The sequence below is a fragment of the Pseudomonas sp. MYb13 genome (assembly GCF_002980075.1).
GTDB lineage: Bacteria > Pseudomonadota > Gammaproteobacteria > Pseudomonadales > Pseudomonadaceae > Aquipseudomonas > Aquipseudomonas lurida.
This window is the reverse complement of the sequence record NZ_PCQI01000005.1, coordinates 313,934-337,554: the sequence shown is the minus strand read 5'-3', so window position 1 is coordinate 337,554 and position 23,621 is coordinate 313,934. Positions and strand designations below refer to the sequence as shown.

Below are 23,621 nucleotides of genomic sequence, written 5' to 3'. Positions count from 1 at the left end.
TCACCGAGACCTTTTGCCGCATCGAAGGTATTCACATCCGTATAAAGAGGAGTCATTGCAATGGCCCGTATAACCGTTGAGCGTGCACATTCCCTGGGTAAAGAAGGGGCACGCGCAAAGGCCGACAAGTTGGCGCACAAACTCAAGGAGCAATATGGCCTGGAGCCGTCGTGGTCCGGTGATACCTTGAACCTCAAGCGTTCGGGGGTTAAAGGCACGGTCGTCGTCGCCGATGATTCGCTGCGCATTGATGTGGAACTGGGGCTGTTGATGTCGGCCATGAGTGGCACCATCAAGTCCGAAATCGAAAAAGCCCTGGATAAGGCATTGGCCTGATCCAAGTGTTCTTAGGGTGCCGATTCTAATTTTCCAGCCTACTTTGTGCCCAAGCCCTCAACTCCTGTGGGCCGTTCCTCCCCCCTATTCTGTGTGAGGTGCACCATGGCTAAAGTTATCCTGAAGAAAAAAATCGACGCCCAGACCACGACCTTGAGCGACGTTAAATCCTACGCCCGCAAGATCTGGCTGGCAGGACTGGGTGCCTACGCCAAGGTTGGAAGCGAGGGCAGCGATTACTTCAAAGAGCTGGTTAAGACTGGTCAACATGTTGAAAGTAAAGGCAAAAAAGTTGCAGTTGAACAACTTGAGGCCGCCAACAGTCAGATTGATCAAGTCAAGAGTAATGTCTCCTCTGTCAAAGGCCTGGTAGAAGTTCAGCTGGATAAAGTTGAAAAAGCTTTTGATACTCGTGTTGCCAGTGCCTTGAATCGAATCGGCATTGCGTCTAAACATGACGTTGAGACACTCTCTGCTAAGCTCGAAGAGCTGACGACATTGCTAGAACGTGTCGCGCGTAAACACTAAGGAGACATCGGGATGGCTGTTAAAAAGACTACTCAGAAAGAAGGCAGCTCGTGGGTCGGGGAAGTTGAAAAATATTCCCGTAAGATCTGGCTTGCTGGTTTAGGCGTGTACTCGAAGGTTAGCAGTGACGGCGGCAAGTACTTCGAGACTTTGGTCAAGGACGGCGAGAAGGCCGAGAAGTTGACCAAAACCACCGTGGGTAAAAAAGTTGAAGCGGCCAAGGCAACTGCCGGTTCCGCCAAGTCGAGTATTTCTGACACGTGGGGCAAGTTGGAAGAGACGTTCGACAAGCGCCTTAACAGTGCCATTTCGCGACTGGGCGTGCCGAGCAAGGCCGAGCTGAAAACGCTGCACAGCAAGGTCGATACCCTGACCAAGCAAATTGAAAAACTCACCGGCGCAAAAGTGGCTCCGGCGAAAACCGCAGCGGCCAAACCTGCTGCCAAGCCAGCCGCTAAAACCGCAGCGGCCAAACCTGCTGCAAAAACTGCCGCCAAGCCTCTGGTAAAAGCTGCCGCCAAGCCGGCTGCCAAACCTGCGGCCAAGGCGCCCGCCAAAGCGGCTGCCAAACCCGCCGCCAAGCCGGCCGCTAAAACGGCAGCGGCCAAACCCGCCGCCAAGCCGGCTGCCAAACCTGTAGCCGCTAAAGCTGCTGCCAAGCCTGCTGCTAAACCTGCAGCCAAGGCCGCCGCTAAACCCGCCGCCAAACCAGCGGCCAAAACCGCCGCCGCCAAACCCGCTGCCAAACCGGCGGCTGCGAAACCTGCAGCCAAGCCGGCCGCTGCCAAGCCTGCGGCAAAACCAGCCGCCGCGAAGAAACCCGCAGTGGCGAAAAAACCAGCAGCAGCCAAGCCTGCCGCTGCGGCAAAGCCTGCTACTGCTGCGGCGCCAACCACCTCGACAGCCAACTCGGTATCCGCACCGACTCCAGCTGCCGTGAACCCGACTGTAACGCCGGCAACCCCGACGCCATCCAGTCAGTCCTGATTGTCCAGGACCTGAGAAAATGCCCGGCCTGCAAAGGTCGGGCATTTTTTTTGCCTGCGCGCCGCCTGGCTGCTGCCTCAGGCCCTGTCAGTTGTAAGTGATCGAAACGGTAACGGCGCTGGCCAGGGTGCCGGCTGTGACGGTTGCACCGGTCTTGAAGTACGTTGCCCTGAGCGGCATCACGGCCTTGTTGCTGCTGGTCGCGATCGTACGGCTGCGTTGGGCGACAGTACCGTTTGCGGGGATGTCTGCAATGCCACGGTGCGACAGCCAGAGGCCCGTTCCCGCAGAGGTCCCCGTGTTGCTGAACATCGCGCCGTTGCCCACCGCGGGCGTACCCGTGAACAGGAAAATCACGTTACGAATATCCGACTCGCAATCGGCGGAAATGTCGAAGTCGAGCCCTCCCGCCGCGACGGCTGAGTCGAAGTCGGAAACCTTGACCGGCGGCAGTGTCACGCTACGGTTCGCGTCACCGGCGGCCAGGTTGCACGTGCCGGCGTTGACCTGGCCAACAAAGCGCAAGGTGCCCGTGGTGGCGGCCTGCGCGGCGTTACCAGCCAGGCCCGCGGTGATGGCCAGAAGAAGGGTAAGAGGTCGGATGTTCATCAGTCAGTCCTTGTTTTTTTCAGTTGTAGGTGATGTTGACAGTGGCGGTGCTGGCCAGCGTGCCTTGGCTGACCGTGCCGTTCCTGTGATAGGCGGCACCGAGGGGCAATACCGCACGATTGCCGGATACAACCAGCGTGCGTGTGTTGCCGTTGCCACCGGGGGTAATGGTCTGGCCAATGCCATTGATGCGTGAATACAGCCACAGCGCTATGCCGCCGGCAGTGCCGGTATTGGCAAAGAGCAGGTCATTGCCGGGCGCGGGGGCACCGGTGAATTGAAAGGTGACGTTGGAGGCATCGCTGCAATTGGCGGTCAGCTCGAAATGGTGTTCGCCCGCGTACACCGAGTCTCTTAGCGCGCTGGCTTGTATGGGGGGCAGTGTGAGGGTGCGGTTGACGTCGCCGGTCGCCAGGTTGCACGTGGCGGCGGGCCTGACGAAGCGTATGGCGTTGTTGATGTTCAGCCGGAAGATGCCTGCGGGTGGGCCGATATTGCGCATGCTGTGGCTCCAGATGGTGCCGGCAGGCACTACCCCGTCCGTGACCGGCCCGATTTTGATGAACCTCGCTTCTGCATTCGTGAAGATGGGATGCCTTCCGACAGGCAGTACGGTTTCACCGCTTGTGAACGCATAGAGGCTGGTCGATGGGCGGGCATCGGTGATCGTGATAAGGATGCCTACGCCTGGTGCTTCGGTGCGCCAGGCGTAGGGGGGCGTCGGTGTCTGCATCCCGTTGTAACGCCCGTAAATCGAGACCAGGGTACTGGTGGCGCAATTCATGAAGCGTCCGGGTACAACGCCGCTGAAGGCGGTGCGGGTGATCTCAGCGCCCACGGGAAGGCTGTCGGGTACGGTGATCGTGGCGGGCAGCCTGAGCTCATGGGTAGAGTTCATGTAACTGTCGCACGCCGCTTGAACAGTGCCCGGCAGGCTCAGCACGAGCAGTGCCGAAAGAAGTGTGGTGGACTGTTTCATCTTTATTCCTGCAATAAGAAATAGGGCGACAGCAGGCGCGTGGCGCGCCTGTGTCACATCAACCGCTCGTAGGGGTTACGCACGTGCCTGCGTCCAAGTGGCGCAAACGCGGGCTGCCATCAGCCAGCGACTGCGAATCCAGGCCGTATTGCAGCCGGCAGGAGGCGCTGGCATCCGCCCCCCACTTGACGGTTAATCGTCCCTGCGTGCGGGCGACGCGTACAAAGGCTTTGCCGCCCTGTCCGACAATGCCGACGCTGGCGCCGTCTTCGTCGAATACATCCGAACCGAACGGCAGGGCACCGCCGTCCTCGCGCAATGCCGTGATCAAGATGGCCTGGCCGCTGACGGTATCGAAGTGCAGTTTCACCACCGAGCCTGCGCGGGGCGCGACGTTCTGCGCGGCGGTCTTGAGCTCGACGTCCACCGACAAGTCCTTGGGGTCCAACTCGACCACGTTCTGGCGATACGGTGTGAGGTGCGGCACGATCGCATAACCATTCCCGCCGACTTGGGCGCCGTGGTTGCCGTTGATCCGCGCCCCCTGTGCATCCGATGCCTGGACGATGCCCAGGGTGTCGCCCAGCTCTGGGGCGAAGGTCACGCCGCCGGCGTGGACGACGACACCGCCGGTCATGCCGAAGGACGCCGCACGGTGCGAGTTGCTCTGCCCATAGCCGGCAGACAGCACGCCGTGGCTGGCCTGATACTTCATGTCGGCACTCGTGGCATTACCGCTACCTTGCGTGCGTGTACCGCCGACCCCATAGGTGAATTCGCTGCGTTCACCCAGGCTGCCGCCCAGGTTCACGCGCTCGCCACTGCTTTGATTGCCGCGATACGCTGCGCTGGTCAGGGTGGGCGCGCGTGCACCGCTGCCCAGCGGGAAGCTCAGGGACAGCTCCACTTGTTTGTCGACCCGATCGCTCAGCAAGTCCTTGGTGCGTTGTGCGCTTACGGTGTAGTGCAGGCCCTTCCAACTGCTGGTGTAACCCGTGGTAAAGGTCAGGTTGCCGCTTTTGCGGTTCCAGTAGTTTTGCGAGGAGCCCGTCAGGTACACCGAACCGTTGCCCAGGCTTTGGTTGAGGCTGATGTCCATCCGGTCCCGCAGGCGCGAGACGTTGTCCAGGTTGAGCCCGTCGATCGCGAGGCCGCGAACCCGTGCGGCGTCGGCCACGCTCAGGAAACCCTCCGTGGAGTAACGATAGGCACCCAGGGCAAAGTGAGTGCCGGTGTCGGTGAAGTTCTTGCTGTAGCGCAATTGGACGCTTCGTCCCTCACGGGCTTCGTGACCGGAAAGCTTTGCGCTCGAATTGGTCAGGTCGAGCGACAGCGCGCCCAACGGGGTATTGAACGCCGCGCCCACTAACTGCGACTGGTAGTCCTCGCCCACTACCGCGCCGGTGTAGCCGGTCAGCAGGTTGCTGAGGCCATGCTGGTAGGTCGCTTGCATCAACGTGGGAGGGTGACGCAGGCCAATCTCGTCCAATTGGCCGACACTCAGGGCATAGCGGCTATAGCCCGCGCGCAGGAGGTTGGCGTTGGCGGCGAACGGCACAATGAACTCTCGTTGGCGACCATCGGCCTCGGTGACCGTGACTGTCAGGTCGCCGCCATAGCCGGTGGGAAACAGGTCGTTGAGCACAAACGGGCCGGGGGCGACAGACACTTCATCCAGCAGTACGCCGCGTTGGCGTACAGTCACCCGGGCATTGGTCTCGGCAATACCCCGTACAACGGGCGCAAAACCGGTCTGGGAATCCGGCAGCATCCGGTCATCGCTGAACAGGCTGGCGCCGCGCAGGCGCACGCTGTCGAACAGTTCACCTGGGGTAAAGATCTCGCCGACCACCAACTGTGAGCGCAGTGGGCTCAGTTCGCGCTGTACGTAAGTGCTGCTGCTTTGGTATCCCGAACCGATCGCGGTGCGGCTGAAGCTACCATTGTGGCGCCAGTGCCACTCGCCCAGGTTGAGGCCGCTGTTCACCCCCAGGTAATGGGAGTTGATGGAGCGACCATTGGCCTGTGCCGCAAAGGTATTGGCGTTGTAGCGCACAAAGGCGGCATCGACTCCGCTGTCCCAGTGTTTGGGGTCCACGTATCCCCGTGCCTGGCGTGCCAGGTAGACCTGTGGAACCTGCAGCGTCAGGCGGTTTTCGCCAGGGTCGAATTGGCTGTGGCTGCCTGGCAGGTAACTCGCGACGTCTTCGCACGCTGCAAACGGCGCGGCGGCTGGCTGGTCGACTTCAGCAGGTTGATTCAGCGGTGCGTCCAAGTCGATGCCAAACCTGACCAGTGCTTCACGCTCAAGGCACATTTGCGCCGAGTCCCGGCCTTCGACCGCCACGAAGGACAAGGTCTCGCGCCCGATCCATTGGCCATTGAGGTAGACGTCGACACGGTAACTGCCGGGCAGCACGACGTTGCCTTGGCTGAACCTGGAAACATCAACCTGGTTGCCATTCGCACCGTTCGGAAAAAAGGCAGGGTTGAACTCGACATTCTCGACACCGTGGGCGGTCATGGCAGTGGCGCCACTGAGCAGCAACAGGCAACGCGCCGTTCGCACCCAACGATGGCCTGGTAATGACCGGATTCTTACGCTGGCGCGCATGTTCAAACTCATGTTTACCATTCCCAAAATAGGCACTGTCTGAATCCGGGCATAGGGAAGCCCTGCCCGGGTAAACGGGCATCAAACAACCGTGTTCATTGAAGTGAGTGATGGAGCCGGCATTGCCTGCAAAGGTGTTGGCCGGGTGCCGCGCAGGTCGCGTCTCTAGGCCGTCATGACGAGACCTTGGCGCTGTGTGCAGTCTTTACCCCGAAGTCGTCGAGCGTCTGGAACTCGACAGTGGCCGCACTGCCCGGTGGCGCCTTGAGATCGGGCAGTTCAAAGCGGTTGCGTGCACCGGGGGCCACCATGTTTTGCGCGCCAGATTTGGCAGCCTTGCGGGCGTGGCGTTGCTGCGACTCCAGCACGTCGATCTGCTCGAAGGTCACGTGATAAGGCGTGGGGTTGTAAACCTCCAGGATTTGGCCTTGCTCGCTGGCTGCGCGACGCCACTGCAGTTTGCCCGGCGCGTCTTCGACGCCGTAAGGCAGGTTGGGTGGGCGGAAGAACAGCTTGATGCGCGAGCGGAAAGCCAACTGCAATTGATTGCCTTGTTGGCCGCCCTGGGGTTGTGCGGGCACTTCCAGCAGGTTGAACCAAAACAGGCTTTCCTGTTCCGTCGGCAACTGCTCGCCGGTGTACGCAAGGCGCACGACCTGTTGTTTGCCAGGCTCCATGCGAAAGATGGGCGGCGTAGCCACGAAGGGAATGCCCGCCAGGTCCGGCGTGGAGTGCTCGTCACCGCTGTCCAGCCAGGCCTGGATCAGCACCGGTGCCTGGTTTTTGCTTTCAAGCCGGACCGTCACCTCCTTATCGTTCTGCGGGTAGATAATCCGGGTGTTGTTGATGACAACGCTCGCGTGTGCCAAGGCTGTACCCGATAACACGGCGACCAGTGCCATGCACTTGATCGATCGATGCGACAGTGAGAGTGCGTTCATGGGAAAGGTCATCTCGCGGCCGAAGAGGTAAGCATTGCCGAATGGCGCACGCGGGCACCGTAGTCGCTGACGGTGGTGAATTCGACCTTGGGTACGCCGTTGGGGCGATCGCGCAGCTGCGGCAGCGCAAACAGCTTCACCGCGCCAGCCGGCATCAACAGGCCATCGTTGGCCTCCTTGTTTGGCGCTTTGCTGAACCGTTTGCCGTCGCTCAGCAAGTCCACCGTCGTGACGGAAATATGGTACGGCGTGGGGTTGGTCGCTTGCAGCGCGTAACCCTGGCCATGGGGCACCAACTGCCATTGCAGTTTGGCCGGGGCGCTGCCTACCGGGTAGGGCAATGCACGCGGGCGCAGGAACACACGCAAGCGGGTGCGGAATGCCAGTTCCAGGTTGTTTTGCTCGGCATTGGCTGAGCGTGGTGGGACCTCCAGCACGTTCAACCAGTACAGGCTTTCGTGGTCAGTGGGCAGCTGTTCACCGACATAGCGCAGGCGCAAGGCCTGTTGCTGATGAGGCTCAATGCGAAAGATCGGCGGCGAAAGGGTAAACGGCGTTTGTGCCGTCTGCGGTGTCGAGTCCAGTTCGCCCGTGTCCAGCCAGGTTTGCACCAGCGCCGGTCGGTCGCCTTTATTTTCCAGGCGTACGACGACTTCTTGCTGTTCGGCGGGAAAGATTACGCGGGTGCCGTAAATGATCACCCCTGCGCGGGCCGGTGTCGCTTGCAGCGAGAGCAACCCCAGCGCACAGGTGGCAAGCGCGAGGCAGGCCATTCTCTTCATAGTGTCGCAAGTCTCTTCTAATCAGGGGTGGGACCTGCCCGGATGCGGCAGGTCCGTTGCATGTGCGGCCCGCTTGCGCAGGCCCGAATGCCCCTTAGTCGGCGTACACGACCATAAAGCCGACGCGCGTCTTGACTGCTCCTTCCGTCGCGGCACCGCTGGCGTACATCTGCGCAGCCAGGGGAATGATTGCCTGGTTATCGGCGATCACCACACCTTCCGATTTTTCGGTGTAGACGTTGATCGGCGAGCCGTTGCGGTTAGTCACTTCAACCTGGACGTTCTTGGCGTTGGTGGTGTCGGAGGGGTCATCGTAGCCATCGATGTTCAAGCGACCGGTCGCCACGTCAATGGCCGGGCTGGTAGGGTCGAACGCAACCATGGCGGTACGCCCGTTGGTGCAACTGCCTTCGCCTGGCGCGCCGATGCGAATGGTGAAGCCGGTGAGGTTGGCGCGGTCACCCGGGTTCGCCAGGCGCGCAGCGGAGACGCCACCCAGGTTGACGTCCTTGACCACCGCACCTGTGCCGGGCGCAGAGCCTTCAATGGTGCAGGTCACATCGTTGACCAGTCCGGTGAAGTTAATCGTGCCGTCATTGGCGGCGTGTGCGGTGTGCGATACAGCGGCGGCCAAGGCGGTAGCGGCCGCAAGGGCGGAGAGAGCGTTGAATTTCATAGTAGTCCCGATAGTGAATTGTCCGTGACCCGCCGTTTGAAGTTGCCAGTTGGCGGAGGTCTTAATGTGGGCCGGAACGTTAAGGCTCACTATAGAAATGCCACTAGATTTGCCTCGTGATTATTTGAAAAGAGTCTATTTGATTAAAATTAATTGTATTGACCGGCTGGGTAGGACGCGTCTGTAAGACGCTACTGAAAGATAAGGACTAATTTTTTTCCTGTGTTGAATCCAGGGTACCGCTGGGATATACCGAGCTCGTAATGAATAGAGAATGCTTGTGATGAGCGGTACTCACCTGTGCGGGTTTACGGATGCCTATTTCTTCCAATATGCACACCCTCATGTTGCTTGATGATCATGAGATGGTTAGACAGGGGATCGAATTAGGGCTGGAACAAGAGGCTGACCTCGAAGTCATCGGCTCTTTCGGCACGGGCAGGGAATTGCTGGAGGCGCTGGCCCGGCGACCGGTGGATATCGTCGTCATGGACTTCAGCCTGGGGCCGTCCGACCTCGACGGCCTGGGCCTGCTCCAGACCCTGGGCCGACGTTTCGCGCAGTGCAAGCCTATCGTCGTGACGTCGCACTACACGCCCGCAGCGGTTTCACTGGCGCTGAAGGCGGGATGTTGGGGGGTGTTGGGCAAGACCCAAACGTTGACAGAGTTAATCACGGCAATACGAATGGTGGCCCAAGGCTGTATTTATTTGCAGCCTTGTATGCTGTCGGCACTTCAGGGTATGCAGCCCACTTGCGATATGGCGAACACGCGCGCGAAGAGGGAACCCTGTGCTTCAACTCCAGCAACTACCTGCCTCACGCCCAAGGAACAGGAAGTGTTGCGCTGCTTTCTGGACGGGATGTCCGTCAGTTCAATTGCGGCAAAGTTTTCACGCAGTGCAAGTACGATCAGCACCCACAAGCAATCGGCTTATCGAAAGTTGGGTATCAAGAGCGATAGCGAACTGTTCAAATTCACCCGGCAGTTTGGAGCGTCGTGACGGGAGGTCGCTGTAGGCGTTACCCGCCGGCGTCGAGCGTCAATTAGTGTTGTCCAGATAACGCAGCGCCCACCGCTCCGTCGCCTGCCGCGCGGGCGGTAACAGATGCGGCGCTACCAGCATCATGATCTGGTACACCACCACCTGCACCTCGCCTTCGCGGTCGAGAATCCGCTGGTAATCGAGGGAAAACAGCAGGGTCAGGGTGATCTGTTCCACCAGTTGCCCCAGTGCCTGGGTATCGCTGACCAATTGCCCATCGGCTTTCAATCGCGCCAGCAAGGAGGCGAGCGTGCGCTTGAGCGCGGTCAGCAGGTTGCGAATCCCCTTGGCCAGCTTCGGCAGGCGCCCTGCCAGGTTTGACAGGTCCTGGAACAAAAACCGGTAATGCGCCATGCGCTCGACGATCAGGTGCAGGAACAGCCAGTAATCCTGGGCTTCCAGTTGCGCATCCGCTGGCGGGTCGAGCAGGGGCGCCAGTTCATTCTGGAAGCGCTCGAACAGCCCCAGTACCAGTGGCTCCTTGCCATGGAAGTGATAGTAGAGGTTGCCGGGACTGATCCCCATTTCATTGGCCACCTCCATGGTCGACACGTTGGGTTCGCCCTTCTGGTTGAACAACTGCAGGGCACATTCAAGGATACGGTCGCGCGTCTTCATCCAGTCTTCTTAATGGGATCGTTGAGCTCAGCGCACCCGCACATAGGTGCCTGGTGCTGCTTCCATCGGTGGGTAGTTCTGGTTGCCCAGGGCGGTAAGGGTTTCGCGTTGCACGCCCGAGCGCTGTTGCACCCACGCCAGCCACTGCGGCCACCAACTGCCTTCGACGTGATTGGCATCGTAGTACCAGGCCCGTGGGTCGCTGCTCAGCTTGAGGTTCTCGACATAGTTGGCCTTGGGGTTGCCCGGCGGGTTGAGGATGCTCTGGATATGCCCGCTGTTGGACAGCACGAAGCGCCTTTCGCCCCCCAGCAATTGGGTGGAGCGATACACCGCGTCCCACGGCGTGATGTGGTCGTTGATCCCGGCCACGCTGAAGCTGTCCACGTTGACCTTCTGCAAATCAATGGGCGTACCGCAGACTTCCAGGCCGCCGGGGTGGCTCAATGGGTTGTGCTTGAAGAAGTCCAGCAGGTCGCCATGCAGCGCGGCGGGCAGGCGCGTGTTGTCGTTGTTCCAGTACAGGATGTCGAAGGCCGGCGGCTCCTTGCCCAGCAGGTAGTTGTTGATCCAGTAGTTCCAGATCAGGTCATTGGGGCGCATCCAGGCGAACACCTTGGCCATGTCGCGGCCATCCAGCACGCCTTGCTGGTAGGAACGGCGCTTGGCGGCTTCCAGGGCTTGTTCGTCGACGAACAACGTGGCGGGGCTGTCGATCTGGCTGTCCAGCAAGCTCACCAGGTAACTGGCGCTGGAGATCCGCCGCAGTTGGCGCTTGGCTTGCAGGTGGCCTTGCAGGGCGGCGATGGTCAGGCCGCCAGCGCAGGCGCCCATGAGGTTGACCTCGCGGGCGCCGGTGATGGCCCGGCAGACATTGAGGGCTTCTTCCAGCGCCGCAACGTAGGTGGACAGGCCCCATTCGCGATGCCTCACATCCGGGTTGCGCCAGCTGACCATGAAGGTCTGCAGGCCGTTTTTGAGGGCGTACTGCACAAAGCTGTTGGCCGGGCTCAGGTCGAAGATGTAGTACTTGTTGATCTGCGGCGGCACGATCAGCAGCGGCTTGGCGTACTGTTTTTCGCTCATGGGCTTGTACTGGATCAGCTCCAGCAGCTCATTGCGAAACACCACTGAGCCAGGCGTCGTCGCGACCGTCTTGCCCACCTCGAAGGCGTGCTTGCTGACCTGGCGCGGCAGGCCGTTGTTGTGCAGCAAATCCTCGAACAGGTTGCTGGCGCCGCGTACCACGCTGTTGCCGCCGGAGTTGAGCAGTTCCTTGATCGCCAAGGGGTTGAGCAAGGTATTGGAGGGGGATACGGCATCATTGAGCAGGGCGAAGGCAAAATGGGCACGGGCGCGATCATCGGCACTCATTGAGCTGTCATCGATCCAGTGCCGCGTTTGTTTCTGCCAGCTCAAATAGGCTTGCAGGCTGCGGCGGTACAGCGGGTTGAGGGCCCAGGTGGGGTCGGTGAAGCGACTATCGTGGGGGTTGGGTGCATGCACCGTCTCACCCAGCAGCACGCGGCCCAACTGGCCACCCAGGGCCAAGGCGTGGCGGGCAGTGTGCAGGGGGTTGCGCAAACCGTGGGCGGCGACGCTGCGTAGGGTCGACAGCAAATCTCGACCGCGCAGGCCGGTAATCGCATTTTGCGCATTGATGAACGCGGCAGGGGTGGGCGCCGGGTTCGTCACGGGTCTTTCTCGCATGAGCCAACACTCCTTCGTCAAGCCATCAACAGGCACGCCAATTCAGAACCATAGTCGGTTCTCGGCAAGTTGCGCGGCGGTGTGGTCCCTACACCGCAGGTCGTGGGTGAATCACGGCCCGCAAGCGCTCCTCCTCGAGAAATTTCATGATGATCGGTGCAACGGCTTCGGCCCGGGTGATCAGGAACAGGTGGCCGTCATCGATGATGTGCAGCTGTGCGTTGGGGATGCGCCAGGCGAGCATGCGCATATTGATCAGCGGGATCAGTGGGTCGTCGTCCCCCGCCAATACCAGCGTGGGTTGGCGGATCTTGTGCAGCCAATGAATGCTGGTCCAGCCCAGCCCCGCGAACAATTGCCAGTAATAGCCCAACTTGCCCGCCGAGCGCACTTTGCTCGCGTGTTCGGCGGCCAGTTTCGAATCGCGGCGGAACGAGCCGCCGTAAATCATCGGCGCGATCCGCACCACATGGGACGGTTGGATATAGCGGCGAGGGCTGGCCATCAGCCATAACACCTTGGGCTTGCCCGGCACCATGACCGCACCCGCCGCCGTGGCTGCGAGGATCAGTTTTTTACAACGCTCCGGGTAGTCGTAGGCAAACTGCTGCGCCAACGCGCCCCCCCAGGACACCCCCACCGCATTCACCTGGCCATAGTCCAGGTAATCGAGCATACGAGCGGTGAGCTTGGCCAGGCCGGGAAAGCGGTATGGCCGGTTCGGTGTCGACGAACCACCCACGCCGGGCACATCGAAGGCGATCACTTCAAGGTCCGGGTCCAGCGCCTGGACGAACGGAAACACCAGCTCAAGGTTGGCGCCGATGCCGTTGAAGATCAGCAACGGCGTCAAGTGAGGCTTGCCCGGGCGTACCGCCGTGCGGATGGTCTGGCCATCCAGGTCGATGGTACGGAAGATGAACGGTTGCGGCATGCTCAAGCCCTGTGAAGTGGTGCAGCCGGAGTGAGACCAGTGTGGGAGCACGCCCGCTCACACAGTTGATCCCATTTCAATCAAAAAAATGTCTGTTGTTATCGTTCATGGACATAAGTCCCCGGCGCCGCTTCCGCTGCGGCGTACGTTTTGTTACCTAATGTGGTAGGCGCTTTCTTCAATTTGCCCGCCCGCTCCGCCTGCCACGCCTGCCAGTGCAGCCACCACGAATCCGTGTGCTTGGTCGCATTCTCCTGCCACTCAAGCGGTTTGCCCGCCAGGCTGTCGCTGGTCTGGTAGCGTGCCTTGGGGTTGCCCGGCGGGTTGAGGATGCTCTGGATGTGCCCGCTGCTGGACAGTACAAACTCCACCTTGCCACCAAACAACTGCGCTGACTTGTAGCAGGATTGCCACGGCGTGATGTGGTCGTTGGTGCCGGCCAATGAGTAGATATCGGCGGTGACTTGCTTGAGGTCGATGGGGGTGCCGCACACTTCCAGGGCATTGGCACGCACCAGCGGGTTGTTTTTGAACAACTCGATCAGGTCGCCGTGGAAGGCGGCCGGCAAGCGCGTGGTGTCGTTGTTCCAGAACAGGATGTCGAACACCGGGGGCTCGTTGCCCAGCAGGTAGTTATTGACCCAGTAGTTCCAGATCAAGTCGTTGGGGCGCATCCAGGCAAACACCTTGGCCATGTCGCGACCTTCGAGCACGCCCGCCTGGTAGGAATGGCGCTTGGCCGCTTCCAGGGTCTGCTCGTCGACGAACAGCGCCACCTGGGTGTCCAGGGTGGTGTCCAGCACACTCACCAGCAGGGTCAGGGCGTTGACCTTTTTCTCCCCCAGCGCCGCGTAGTGGCCCAGCAGAGCGGTGCAGGTGATGCCGCCGGAGCAAGCGCCGAGCATGTTCACATCTTTGCTGCCGGTAATCGCCGTGACCACGTCGACCGCTTCCTTGAGCGCTTCGATATAAGTCGACAGGCCCCATTCGCGCTGGGCCTTGGTCGGGTTGCGCCAACTGACGATGAATGTCTGCTGGCCATTGCGCAGGCAGAAGCGCGCCAGGCTCTTCTCCGGGCTCAGGTCGAATACGTAGAATTTGTTGATCTGTGGCGGCACCACCAGCAGTGGGCGTTCGTGCACTTGCTCGGTGATCGGCTTGTACTGGATCAGCTCCAGCACGTCGTTGCGAAACACCACCGCGCCTTCGGTAGTACCCAGGGTCTTGCCCACTTCAAAGGCGCCCATGTTGACCTGGCTCGGCATGCCGCCGTTGTGCACCATGTCCTTGGCCAAGTGTGACAGGCCATCGAGCAGGCTCTTGCCGCCGGTCTCAAAGAAACGTTTGACCGCCGCCGGGTTGGCCGCGCTGTTGGTGGGGGCCATGGCCTCGGTCATCAGGTTGATCACGAAGTGGCCACGGCTGATGTCCTGTTCCGACAGGTTGCTGTCGCCGATCCAGTCGTGCAGTTCCTTGCGCCACGCCAGGTAGGTTTGCAGGTAGCGCTTGTAGAGCGGGTTCTGGCTCCAGGCCGGGTCGTTGAAGCGACGGTCATCGCCGTCCGGCACCAGCGCGGATTTGCCGAACATTACATTCTTCAGTTCGACGCCAAAGTGGGCGACGTGCTTGACGCTGTGCAACGGTTGCTTGATGGCTTGGGTCAGCACCATCTTCGCCGAGGCGAGTAAATCCTTTTTGCGTAACGCGATGATCGGGTTGAGCCCCAGGGTGTTTTCCGAGGCCTGGCGTTTCAAGTCATCGTTATTCTTGTTACTCATCTACGACGCTCCATTGTCCGAAAGACGAGTACCGGGTACCGCTGCGCACCAAGTTTCGATACACAACACAAGCCTGGTACTGCGACTCGGGTGACCGTTGATACCGCATCGTCAAATGCAGGGAACTTGCCAGTTCCATTGGTTACCCGAGTTTAATTTTTTTCGCAAGCGGGCCAATCGTTGACCACGAGAGAGGGCATTCAAGCAGATGAAATTAGAAAATGCCCTCTAAAGAGCGAGAGGCCTGGACTAGAGCATTAGCCGCACGACCGACTCACTCGGATCGCGAGTCTTGCCGGCTGCTTTGAGCTCCGCCAGGTAATCAGCCCACAGGGCGTCCTGACGCACGGCCAACTGATAGAGGTAGTCCCAGGTGAACAGTCCGCTGTCATGCCCGTCGTCGAAGGTCAATTTCAGTGCGTACTGGCCGGCCGGTTCAACCTGGGTCAACCGCACGTTGAGCTTGCCGAATTGCAGGATGGGTTTGCCGTGGCCCTGGACCTCGGCGGACGGCGAGTGGGTGCGCAGCAGTTCGGCGGGAAGTTGGTACACCTCGTCGGGCCCGTAGGTAAGGCCGAGGGTGTTGGAGGTTTTGTGCAGGTTTACAGCGGTGGGGAATTTGGACATTGATAATAATCCTGAAGAAACCGGCTCAAAAATGTGGGAGCTGGCTTGCCTGCGATAGCGGTGTTGAATTCACCCTAGCTATTGCCGTCAAGCCAGCTCCCACATTAAAGCAAAGCGGTCCTGTGTGAGGCTTACAGGATATAACGAGACAGATCTTCGTTCTGCGCCAATTCGCCCAAGTGGCTGTTGACGTAGTCAGCGTCGATCTTGATCACTTCGCCATTTTGCGCCCCGGCCAGGTCGCCAGCACTGAAGGACACTTCCTCCAGCAAACGCTCCAGCAGGGTGTGCAGGCGACGCGCACCGATGTTTTCGGTCTTCTCGTTGACCTGCCAGGCGATCTCCGCCAGGCGCTTGATGCCGTCCGGTTGGAATTCGATGCCCAAGCCTTCGGTTTTCAACAGCTCACGGTACTGCTCGGTGAGCGAGGCATGCGGTTCGCTGAGAATGCGCTCGAAGTCGCCTGGGGTGAGCGCCTTGAGCTCCACGCGAATCGGCAGGCGGCCTTGCAGCTCCGGCACCAGGTCGCTTGGCTTGCTCAGGTGGAACGCACCGGAGGCGATAAACAGGATGTGGTCGGTCTTGACCATGCCCAGCTTGGTGTTCACGGTGCAGCCTTCGATCAGCGGCAGCAAATCGCGCTGTACGCCCTCACGGGACACGTCGACGCCACCGGAGCTGCCGCGCTTGGCCACCTTGTCGATCTCGTCGATAAACACGATGCCGTGCTGCTCGACCGCTTCCAGTGCCTTGGCCTTGAGTTCTTCCTCGTTGACCAGGCGCCCGGCTTCTTCGTCGCGCACCAGTTTCAGCGCTTCCTTCACCTTGAGCTTGCGGCTTTTCTTCTTGCCCTTGCCCATGTTGGCGAACAGGTTCTGCAGCTGGCTGGTCATTTCTTCCATGCCAGGCGGTGCGGAAATATCGACGCCGGAGACTTCGGCGACTTCGATCTCGATTTCCTTGTCGTCCAACTGGCCTTCACGCAGGCGCTTGCGGAACAGCTGGCGGGTGTTGGAGTCCGAGGCCGGCGCGGCGTCTTCGTTGAAGCCCATGCGAGCCGGTGGCAGCAGGGCATCGAGGATACGTTCCTCGGCGGCGTCTTCGGCGCGGTGGCTGACCTTGGTCATTTCCTGTTCGCGCAGCAGCTTCAGGGCGGCGTCGGCCAGGTCACGAATGATCGACTCGACATCGCGGCCCACGTAGCCGACTTCGGTGAACTTGGTGGCTTCGACCTTGATGAACGGCGCGTTGGCCAGCTTGGCCAGGCGACGGGCGATTTCGGTTTTACCGACACCGGTCGGACCGATCATCAGGATGTTCTTCGGCGTTACTTCAACGCGCAGTTCTTCCGGCAGTTGCATCCGGCGCCAGCGGTTACGCAACGCAATGGCAACGGCGCGCTTGGCATCGTCCTGGCCGATGATATGGCGGTTGAGTTCATGGACGATTTCGCGGGGAGTCATGGACATAGTGTTTGGCGGCCTCAAGCGGGAATAAGCCTATGGCTTACTCGGCGAGGTCCTGCTCCTCAATGGTCTGGTTATGGTTGGTGAACACGCAGATATCACCGGCGATGCCCAAGGCGGTCTCGACGATTTCGCGGGCCGACAGGTCGGTCTTCTTCAACAGCGCGCTGGCTGCCGCCTGGGCGTAGCCACCGCCGGAACCCATGGCGATCAGGCCATGCTCAGGCTCAACCACATCGCCGTTGCCGGTGATGATCAGGGAAGCGTCTTTGTTGGCGACGGCCAGCATGGCTTCCAGGCGGCTGAGGGAGCGGTCGGTGCGCCATTCTTTGGCTAGTTCGACCGCGGCGCGCACGAGGTGGCCCTGATGTTTCTCAAGCTGGCCTTCGAAGCGCTCGAAGAGGGTGAAGGCGTCGGCGGTGGCGCCGGCAAAGCCTGCGAGAACCTGGCCGTGGTACAGGCGACGCACTTTCTTGGCGTTGCCTTTCATCACGGTATTACCCAGGGAAACCTGGCCGTCGCCGCCCATGACGACTTTGCCGTGGCGACGTACTGAAACGATGGTGGTCAAGGGGAGAGTCTCCACGCAGCGGGGCGAAAATGCCCTGATGGAAACTGATATGGGGATGGTGAGGGGGATTTCAACCGTAGGACGGGGGGGCGGACGAGTGGCGATTGTGTGCCGGGCTCGATTTTGAGCACGAACAAAATCAAATGTGGGAGCGGGCTTGCCCGCGAAAGCGGAATATCAGTCAAGGAATCTGGCGACTGATGGACCGCATTCCCGGGCAAGCCCGCTCCCACATGGGTTCCTCTGTGTTCGCTGAATCAGCGGCTCTGGCGTTGTTGTAACAACAGGTTGCTAAAGCCCGCGCCGGCCAATTGTTTCTGCGCCACGGTCAGCTGTTCGCGGTTGCTGAACGGCCCCACCAGCACGCGGTACCACGTCGCATCCTTCACGGTGCCGGACTCTACCGTCACCGACTGGCCCAGCAGGATGATCTGCGCACGCACGCGATCGGCATCTGCCTGTTTCGGGAACGAGCCCGCTTGCAGGAAGAACTTGGTCACCGGTGCTGCCTTGGTTTCGGCAACCGGCGGTGCTGGCGGCGGGGTAATCCCGGCCAGCGCGGCCTGGGCTCGCGCCGTGTCGATTTTCGCCGCCTCTGCAGGCGTGACCGGTGTGGTCGGCACCTGTGGTGTCGGCAGGGTTTTCTCCGGCACGGCATCGGGCGGCACGATCACTTCCGATTCCGGTAGCAACGTATAGAAGTCGTATTTCGGCTTCACCGGGGCGGTCGGGCTCGGCGCAGTCTTGTTGGCTTCGGCCATCTTCGTGGCCTTCTGCTGTTCTTGCTTGACCCGTTTGACGTCATCGCCCTGGCCTGGATCCAGTTTCATCAGGAACACGATAAACGCGCCGACGGTGAGGCCGATGGCCATCCACAACCAGCCCGGAATCGGCTTCTTCGCCGGGGCCTGGTAGCGGCTGGCGCCGCGCTTGGGTGCAGGTTTTTTCTTGGCAGCCAACTTACATACGCTCCAGAGTTTCCAGGCCCAACAATTCCAGGCCTTGCTTGAGGGTCCGTCCAGCCAGTGCGGCGAGGCGCAGGCGGCTTTGCTTCTGGGCTTCGTCGTCGGCGGTCAGGATCGGGCAGTTCTCGTAGAAGCTGGAGAACAGGCCGGCGACTTCGTACAGGTAGGTGCACAGGATGTGCGGCGTGCCTTTCTCGCCGACGCTGTTCAGCACTTCGCCGAATTGCGCCAGCTTGGCGGCCAGCTCTTGCTCGTGCGCAGCCTCCAGGTTGATCTGGCCTTCGACTTCGCTGAAGTCCTTGCCCAGCTTGCGGAACACGCCGGCCACACGGGTGTAGGCGTACAGCAGGTACGGCGCGGTGTTGCCTTCGAAGTTGAGCATCAGCTCGAAGTTGAAGCTGTAGTCGCTGGTGCGGTGCTTGGACAGGTCGGCGTATTTCACTGCGCCAATGCCCACCACGCGAGCGATGTTGCGCAGGTCGGCCTCGGCCAGTTCCGGGTTCTTTTCCTTCACTAGGTTGTAGGCACGTTCCTGGGCTTCGGTCAGCAGGTCGATCAGCTTCACCGTGCCGCCGTCGCGGGTCTTGAACGGGCGGCCATCGGCGCCGTTCATGGTGCCGAAGCCCATGTGTTCCATGTGCATCGGGTGGGTGACGAAACCGGCGCGGCGCGCCACTTCGAACACCTGCTGGAAGTGCAGGGCCTGGCGCTGGTCGACGAAATACAGCGCGCGATCCGCCTTGAGTACACCGCTGCGGTAGCGCACGGCCGCCAGGTCGGTGGTGGCATACAGGTAGCCGCCATCGGCCTTGACGATGATCACCGGCAGCGGCTCGCCGTCGGCAGTCTTGAACTCTTCGAGGAACACGCATTGCGCGCCATTGCTCTCGACCAGCAGGCCAGCGGCCTTGAGGTCGTTGACCACGTTGATCAAGTCGTCGTTATAGGCGCTTTCGCCCATTACGTCGGCCATGGTCAATTTGACGTTGAGCAGTTCGTAGATTTCCTGGCAGTGCGACAGGGAAATCTCACGGAAACGGCCCCACAGTTCCAGGCATTCCTGATCGCCGGCCTGCAGCTTGACCACCAGGCCACGGGCGCGGTCGGCGAATTCTTCGGATTCGTCGAAGCGCTTCTTGGCCGCGCGGTAGAAGTTTTCCAGGTCCGACAGCTCGTTGCTGGTGATCGGGTTCTCTTGCAGGTAAGCCATCAGCATGCCGAACTGGGTGCCCCAGTCGCCCACGTGGTTCTGACGGATCACGGTGTCGCCGAGGAACTCCAATACGCGCGCCACGCCGTCACCGATGATGGTGGAGCGCAGGTGGCCCACGTGCATCTCTTTAGCCAGGTTGGGTGCCGACAGGTCGATGGCCACGCGCTGCAGCGGGCCGGCCTTGCGCACGCCGATCTTGGCGTCGGCCAAGGCGGCATCCAGGCGGGAAGCCAGGGCCTGGGTGTTCTGGAAGAAGTTGATAAAGCCCGGGCCGGCGATTTCGGCCTTGGTCACACTCTCGTGGGACGGCAGCGCAGCGATGATTTTTTCTGCCAGGTCCCGCGGTTTCATGCCGGCAGGCTTGGACAGCATCATCGCGATGTTGCTGGCGAAGTCGCCGTGGGTCTTGTCGCGGGTGTTTTCCACCTGGATCGCCGGCGTCAGGCCTTCAGGCAACACACCTTCGTTGACGAGTTGGGTGAGGGCTTGTTGGATCAGCTGGCGAATGGTGTCTTTCATGGTGTTCTCTTTCGACCGCAAGCGGCGGCGCGCGATGCGCAGGTGGAAAAACTGGGCATTATCCGTGGCGAGGGCGGGCTTGCCAACCGTTCAGACCAGATGGCGGACCTGCGGGCCTTCGCTGGCAGGACAACTTTCGTCCCTTTCCCTTTGCAGGCGCCGGCAAGCCGGCGCCTGCAAAGGGCGGGTTAGTATAAATCTACCGGGTCTACGTCCAGCGACCATCGCACTTGCCGGCCGCTGGGCATTTGCTCCAGGGCAAGCAACCAGCTACTTAATAGCCGATGCAGGGGCGCGCGGGAGGTTGCCTGCAAGAGTAGCTGAGCACGATAGCGCCCGGCGCGGCGTTCCATGGGGGCGGGCACCGGGCCAAGCAGTTCGATGCCGCTCAGACCCAGTTCGCCAAGCAAACGTTCGGCGGCGCTGCAGGCTTCATCCAGGAAACCTTCGGCCTGCCCCGGCTTGTGAGCCTCGGCGCGCAGCAAGGCCAAGTGGGAAAACGGCGGCAGGCCGGCGGCGCGGCGTTCGCTCAACGCTTGTTCGGCGAAGGCGAAGTAGCCTTGCTCTGTCAGCTGAATGAGCAGCGGATGGTCGGCCAGGTGCGTCTGGATAATCACCCGGCCTGGTTCCTCGGCGCGGCCTGCGCGGCCAGCGACCTGCACGATCAACTGCGCCATGCGTTCACTGGCGCGAAAGTCTCCGGAGAACAGCCCACCATCGGCATCCAGGATCGATACCAGGGTTACCCGTGGAAAATGGTGCCCCTTGGCTAGCATTTGCGTGCCGATAAGAATGCACGGCTGGCCTTTCTGGATGGTGGCGAACAGCTGGTTCATCGCATCCTTGCGCGACGTGCTGTCGCGGTCAACGCGCAGCACCGGATAATCCGGAAACAGGATGCCCAGGCGCTCTTCGGCCCGCTCGGTGCCTGCGCCTACCGGACGCAGGTCGACTTTGCCGCACTGCGGACAGTGGCGCGGCACGCGTTCCACATGGCCGCAGTGATGGCAGCGCAGTTCGCCGTAGCGCTGGTGCACGGTCATGCGTGCGTCGCAGCGCTCGCATTCGGACATCCAGCCGCAATCGTGGCACAGCAAGGTCGGTGCAAAGCCGCGGCGATTGAGGAATACCAGCACCTGTTGGCCGGCGGCAAGCGTCTGGCCGATGGCTTGTTGCATTGGCCCGGAAATACCGCTGTCCAGTGGGCGGCTCTTGACGTCCAGGCGCAGGAACCGTGGTTGCTTGGCGCCGCCCGCGCGCTCGTTGAGGCGCAGGAGGCCATAACGGCCGGTGTAGGCATTGTGCAGGCTTTCGAGGGATGGCGTGGCCGAGCCCAGCACGATCGGGATGTCTTCCTGGCGTGCGCGTACCAGCGCCAGGTCGCGGGCGTGGTAGCGCAGGCCTTCCTGCTGTTTATAGGAGCCGTCGTGCTCCTCGTCGATGATGATCAACCCAGGGTTTTTCATCGGTGTGAACAGTGCCGAACGCGTGCCGATAATAATGTCGGCCTCGCCGTCCCGCGCGGCCAGCCACGACTCCAGGCGCTCACGGTCGTTGACGGCCGAGTGCACCAGGGCGATGCGTGCGTTGAAGCGCTGTTCGAAGCGCGCCAGGGTCTGCGGGCCCAGGTTGATCTCGGGGATCAGCACCAGGGCCTGTTTGCCGGCTTGCAGGGTCTCGCGGATCAATTGCAAATAGACTTCGGTCTTGCCGCTGCCGGTGACGCCAGCCAGCAGGAACGCGTGGAAACTGTCAAAGCCTGCGCGAATGGCTTCGTACGCGGCGCGTTGCTCAGGGTTCAGCGGCAGTTCCGGCTGGGCCAGCCAGTGTTCGTGGCGAGCGTCAGGCGCGTGCTTGCGGATTTCCACCTGCACCAGTCCCTTGGCCAGCAGCAGGTCGAGGCTGTCTTTGCTCAGCATCAGCTTGCTCAATAGCTGGTGCGCCACGCCATGGGGGTGCTGCGCCAGCGTGGCCAAGGCCTCACGCTGGCGCGGGGCGCGAGCGATGCGCGGGTCGTCGAGACGCGCGCCGGGTACCGTCGACCAGAAACGTTCCTGGCGCGCTTCGGCCAGTTCGCCCTGGCGCAGCAGTACCGGCAATGCCCAGCTTAGGGTATCGCCCAGGCTGTGTTGGTAATACTGGGCAGTCCACAGGCACAGCTTGAACAGTGCCGGCGGCAGCGGTGGGGTGGCATCGAGGATGGCCAGGGCGGGCTTGAGTTTCTCGGCCGGCACTTCGCTGTGGTCAGCGACTTCGACCAGAATGCCGATCATCTCTCGACGCCCGAACGGCACGCGCACGCGCATGCCCGGCTGCAACTGCGCCCGCAGCACGCCAGCCGGGGCCCGGTAATCGAACAGGCGGCGCAGGGGCGAGGGCAGGGCTAGGCGCAAAATGGCGTCGGGCACGCGAGGGGTCTCATATAAAGGCAGGCGGTGGCGCAGGGGCGGGAGCCTAGCAGACAGGGGAGGGCTTGGGTATGCCACGGTTTTCTGATGAAAGGAGGTTTTCAGCCGGAAGCGCCGCTTGCGCGATTGAAAAGGTCTGGTAGAATCCGCGGCCTAATTACGTGCGGTATTCGACAATAGTGTCGAGTGGCGGCACGCTAGCCCGAGGAAGTGCCATGAAAGCCGATATCCATCCAGCGTACGAAACCATCGAAGTAACCTGCAGCTGCGGCAACAAGTTCGAAACTCGTTCGAACCTGTGCAAGCCACTGGGTACTGACGTATGCAACGAGTGCCACCCGTTCTACACCGGTAAGCAGAAAACTCTGGACACCGGCGGCCGTGTACAGCGCTTCGCAGATCGCTTTGGTGCTTTCGGCAAGAAGCCTGCTGCTACTCCAGCAGAGTAAGGCTCAAAAGCCTTATGGGCTTTTGCCAGCTGTTGAAAAAGGCGTCCCTTGTGGGCGCCTTTTTTGTGCCTGGCATTTGGCTTTCAGTCGCCCAGGCCGACGTGATCTGCCCTGTGCCGACCGCCCCGGCCAAGGTGGAGGTGCAGCGTGTGGTGGATGGCGATACGGTGCGCCTCACGGATGGCCGCAGCGTGCGGATGATCGGCGTCAATGCACCGGAAACCGGCAAGCGTGGCCGCCCCGACGAGCCTTACGCCGTTGCTGCCCGCCTGCGCTTGCAGGCCTTGGTGGACGCCAGCGACCGTCGCGTCGGCCTGGTAGCAGGGCGCGAGAGCAAGGACCGCTACGGCCGCACCTTGGCCCACCTCTACGGCGCAGATGGAAAGAATCTTGAGGCGCAACTGCTGGCCGAAGGCTTGGGGTTTCAGGTGGGTGTCGCGCCCAATGTCGATCTGGTCGCCTGCCAGCAGGCCGCTGAAAACAGCGCCCGTGACGCGCGGCTGGGCCTGTGGCGGCAATCACCTGTACAGCGCGTGGCGCAGCTCAAGCAGTCCGGCTTTGCGTTGGTCGGCGGCCGGGTCAGCAAGATCGAACGCAATCGCGGTGGGGTCTGGATCGAATTGCACGGCTCACTGGTATTACGCATTGCACCCGCGCTTGTCCCACAATTCGACGCCGCATGGCTCAGTGGTCTGCAAGGCATGCCCATCGAGGCCCGTGGGTGGGTGCAGGATCGCGCCCGGCGTGGCGGCCTGAAAAACGGTCAGGCACGTTGGTTGCTACCACTGACCGACCCCAGCATGCTCAAATCGACGCATTGACAAAAAATTGTAGACATTTTTTTAGTCGATTGTGAACAGTTAAG

22 protein-coding genes are annotated in these 23,621 nt (G+C 61.1%); 6 read left to right on the top strand and 16 right to left on the bottom strand.

Translation table 11 applies throughout. The features are described from left to right. The first annotated feature begins 60 nt into the window (after positions 1-60). From CQ002_RS12990 to CQ002_RS12980, 3 genes are all read left to right on the top strand, one after another. A complete protein-coding gene (locus CQ002_RS12990; protein WP_016979171.1) occupies positions 61-336 on the top strand; it encodes a polyhydroxyalkanoic acid system family protein in 276 nt (91 codons plus the stop codon). Between the two features lie 105 nt (positions 337-441). Beyond that, entirely contained in the window at positions 442-864 is a 423-nt protein-coding gene (locus CQ002_RS12985; protein ID WP_034105950.1) for a phasin family protein, read from the top strand. A 12-nt stretch (positions 865-876) separates the two neighbouring features. Further along, positions 877-1,851 (top strand): phasin family protein, encoded by a 975-nt coding sequence (locus CQ002_RS12980; protein WP_098465614.1) that lies wholly within the window; start codon positions 877-879, stop codon positions 1,849-1,851. An 87-nt stretch (positions 1,852-1,938) separates the two neighbouring features. Here the strand turns inward: CQ002_RS12980 and CQ002_RS12975 are convergent, their stop codons facing one another. The 6 genes from CQ002_RS12975 to CQ002_RS12950 form a co-directional block, all read right to left on the bottom strand. After that, the gene (locus CQ002_RS12975) at positions 1,939-2,460 is read right to left on the bottom strand and encodes a fimbrial protein (protein WP_034105948.1); all 522 of its coding nucleotides are present in this window, start codon (positions 2,458-2,460) and stop codon (positions 1,939-1,941) included. Between the two features lie 19 nt (positions 2,461-2,479). Next, positions 2,480-3,439 carry a fimbrial protein gene (locus tag CQ002_RS12970; RefSeq protein WP_034105947.1) on the bottom strand — a complete coding sequence of 320 codons (960 nt, stop codon included), beginning with the start codon at positions 3,437-3,439 and terminating at the stop codon, positions 2,480-2,482. Positions 3,440-3,497: 58 nt separating this feature from the next. Then, complete coding sequence (locus CQ002_RS12965; protein ID WP_105161522.1) at positions 3,498-6,065, bottom strand: fimbria/pilus outer membrane usher protein; 2,568 nt, start codon at positions 6,063-6,065, stop codon at positions 3,498-3,500. Between the two features lie 161 nt (positions 6,066-6,226). Further along, positions 6,227-6,955, bottom strand: a complete 729-nt coding sequence (locus CQ002_RS12960) for a molecular chaperone (RefSeq protein ID WP_105161523.1) — start codon at positions 6,953-6,955, stop codon at positions 6,227-6,229. A gap of 47 nt (positions 6,956-7,002) precedes the next feature. Further along, on the bottom strand, positions 7,003-7,776 hold the full coding sequence (locus tag CQ002_RS12955) for a molecular chaperone (protein ID WP_105161524.1): 774 nt from the start codon (positions 7,774-7,776) through the stop codon (positions 7,003-7,005). 94 nt (positions 7,777-7,870) lie between these two features. After that, positions 7,871-8,452, bottom strand: coding sequence for a fimbrial protein (locus tag CQ002_RS12950; RefSeq protein WP_034105939.1), 582 nt, complete (start codon positions 8,450-8,452; stop codon positions 7,871-7,873). A 314-nt stretch (positions 8,453-8,766) separates the two neighbouring features. Here CQ002_RS12950 and CQ002_RS12945 point away from each other — a divergent pair, with 314 nt between their 5' ends. Beyond that, positions 8,767-9,456, top strand: coding sequence for a response regulator transcription factor (locus tag CQ002_RS12945; protein WP_234010380.1), 690 nt, complete (start codon positions 8,767-8,769; stop codon positions 9,454-9,456). A 39-nt stretch (positions 9,457-9,495) separates the two neighbouring features. Here the strand turns inward: CQ002_RS12945 and CQ002_RS12940 are convergent, their stop codons facing one another. The 10 genes from CQ002_RS12940 to CQ002_RS12895 form a co-directional block, all read right to left on the bottom strand. Further along, entirely contained in the window at positions 9,496-10,116 is a 621-nt protein-coding gene (locus CQ002_RS12940; RefSeq protein ID WP_034105937.1) for a TetR/AcrR family transcriptional regulator, read from the bottom strand. Positions 10,117-10,143: 27 nt separating this feature from the next. Then, a complete protein-coding gene (phaC, locus tag CQ002_RS12935) occupies positions 10,144-11,826 on the bottom strand; it encodes a class II poly(R)-hydroxyalkanoic acid synthase (RefSeq protein ID WP_034105934.1) in 1,683 nt (560 codons plus the stop codon). A gap of 88 nt (positions 11,827-11,914) precedes the next feature. Further along, complete coding sequence (gene phaZ / locus CQ002_RS12930) at positions 11,915-12,760, bottom strand: poly(3-hydroxyalkanoate) depolymerase (protein ID WP_025858688.1); 846 nt, start codon at positions 12,758-12,760, stop codon at positions 11,915-11,917. A gap of 98 nt (positions 12,761-12,858) precedes the next feature. After that, complete coding sequence (gene phaC, locus CQ002_RS12925) at positions 12,859-14,538, bottom strand: class II poly(R)-hydroxyalkanoic acid synthase (protein WP_034105931.1); 1,680 nt, start codon at positions 14,536-14,538, stop codon at positions 12,859-12,861. A 249-nt stretch (positions 14,539-14,787) separates the two neighbouring features. Then, positions 14,788-15,165, bottom strand: a complete 378-nt coding sequence (locus tag CQ002_RS12920) for a gamma-butyrobetaine hydroxylase-like domain-containing protein (protein ID WP_034105929.1) — start codon at positions 15,163-15,165, stop codon at positions 14,788-14,790. A gap of 131 nt (positions 15,166-15,296) precedes the next feature. Then, positions 15,297-16,634: an ATP-dependent protease ATPase subunit HslU gene (hslU, locus tag CQ002_RS12915; RefSeq protein WP_105161525.1), complete on the bottom strand. Its 1,338-nt coding sequence runs from the start codon at positions 16,632-16,634 to the stop codon at positions 15,297-15,299. A 37-nt stretch (positions 16,635-16,671) separates the two neighbouring features. Further along, on the bottom strand, positions 16,672-17,202 hold the full coding sequence (gene hslV / locus CQ002_RS12910) for an ATP-dependent protease subunit HslV (RefSeq protein ID WP_003171209.1): 531 nt from the start codon (positions 17,200-17,202) through the stop codon (positions 16,672-16,674). A 257-nt stretch (positions 17,203-17,459) separates the two neighbouring features. Continuing rightward, the gene (locus CQ002_RS12905) at positions 17,460-18,161 is read right to left on the bottom strand and encodes an SPOR domain-containing protein (RefSeq protein WP_034105926.1); all 702 of its coding nucleotides are present in this window, start codon (positions 18,159-18,161) and stop codon (positions 17,460-17,462) included. A 1-nt stretch (position 18,162) separates the two neighbouring features. Next, positions 18,163-19,899 (bottom strand): arginine--tRNA ligase, encoded by a 1,737-nt coding sequence (gene argS / locus CQ002_RS12900; protein WP_034105924.1) that lies wholly within the window; start codon positions 19,897-19,899, stop codon positions 18,163-18,165. Positions 19,900-20,087: 188 nt separating this feature from the next. Further along, entirely contained in the window at positions 20,088-22,307 is a 2,220-nt protein-coding gene (locus CQ002_RS12895) for a primosomal protein N' (protein WP_034105922.1), read from the bottom strand. Positions 22,308-22,522: 215 nt separating this feature from the next. On the opposite strand from CQ002_RS12895, the gene rpmE reads away from it, so the two are divergent. Continuing rightward, the gene (gene rpmE / locus CQ002_RS12890) at positions 22,523-22,756 is read left to right on the top strand and encodes a 50S ribosomal protein L31 (RefSeq protein WP_005784030.1); all 234 of its coding nucleotides are present in this window, start codon (positions 22,523-22,525) and stop codon (positions 22,754-22,756) included. Between the two features lie 14 nt (positions 22,757-22,770). After that, positions 22,771-23,577 (top strand): thermonuclease family protein, encoded by an 807-nt coding sequence (locus tag CQ002_RS12885; RefSeq protein ID WP_105161526.1) that lies wholly within the window; start codon positions 22,771-22,773, stop codon positions 23,575-23,577. Positions 23,578-23,621 lie beyond the last annotated feature (44 nt).

Coding starts and splice junctions, on each gene's coding strand:
- CQ002_RS12965 (WP_105161522.1), bottom strand. CDS start 6,065: ATGAGTTTGAACATGCGCGCCAGCGTAAGAATCCGGTCATTACCAGGC.
- CQ002_RS12945 (WP_234010380.1), top strand. CDS start 8,767: ATGCCTATTTCTTCCAATATGCACACCCTCATGTTGCTTGATGATCAT.
- CQ002_RS12960 (WP_105161523.1), bottom strand. CDS start 6,955: ATGGCACTGGTCGCCGTGTTATCGGGTACAGCCTTGGCACACGCGAGC.
- CQ002_RS12970 (WP_034105947.1), bottom strand. CDS start 3,439: ATGAAACAGTCCACCACACTTCTTTCGGCACTGCTCGTGCTGAGCCTG.
- argS (WP_034105924.1), bottom strand. CDS start 19,899: ATGAAAGACACCATTCGCCAGCTGATCCAACAAGCCCTCACCCAACTC.
- CQ002_RS12920 (WP_034105929.1), bottom strand. CDS start 15,165: ATGTCCAAATTCCCCACCGCTGTAAACCTGCACAAAACCTCCAACACC.
- phaZ (WP_025858688.1), bottom strand. CDS start 12,760: ATGCCGCAACCGTTCATCTTCCGTACCATCGACCTGGATGGCCAGACC.
- CQ002_RS12980 (WP_098465614.1), top strand. CDS start 877: ATGGCTGTTAAAAAGACTACTCAGAAAGAAGGCAGCTCGTGGGTCGGG.
- CQ002_RS12975 (WP_034105948.1), bottom strand. CDS start 2,460: ATGAACATCCGACCTCTTACCCTTCTTCTGGCCATCACCGCGGGCCTG.
- CQ002_RS12885 (WP_105161526.1), top strand. CDS start 22,771: ATGGGCTTTTGCCAGCTGTTGAAAAAGGCGTCCCTTGTGGGCGCCTTT.
- CQ002_RS12950 (WP_034105939.1), bottom strand. CDS start 8,452: ATGAAATTCAACGCTCTCTCCGCCCTTGCGGCCGCTACCGCCTTGGCC.
- hslU (WP_105161525.1), bottom strand. CDS start 16,634: ATGTCCATGACTCCCCGCGAAATCGTCCATGAACTCAACCGCCATATC.
- CQ002_RS12955 (WP_105161524.1), bottom strand. CDS start 7,776: ATGAAGAGAATGGCCTGCCTCGCGCTTGCCACCTGTGCGCTGGGGTTG.
- phaC (WP_034105934.1), bottom strand. CDS start 11,826: ATGCGAGAAAGACCCGTGACGAACCCGGCGCCCACCCCTGCCGCGTTC.
- phaC (WP_034105931.1), bottom strand. CDS start 14,538: ATGAGTAACAAGAATAACGATGACTTGAAACGCCAGGCCTCGGAAAAC.
- CQ002_RS12940 (WP_034105937.1), bottom strand. CDS start 10,116: ATGAAGACGCGCGACCGTATCCTTGAATGTGCCCTGCAGTTGTTCAAC.
- rpmE (WP_005784030.1), top strand. CDS start 22,523: ATGAAAGCCGATATCCATCCAGCGTACGAAACCATCGAAGTAACCTGC.
- CQ002_RS12985 (WP_034105950.1), top strand. CDS start 442: ATGGCTAAAGTTATCCTGAAGAAAAAAATCGACGCCCAGACCACGACC.
- CQ002_RS12990 (WP_016979171.1), top strand. CDS start 61: ATGGCCCGTATAACCGTTGAGCGTGCACATTCCCTGGGTAAAGAAGGG.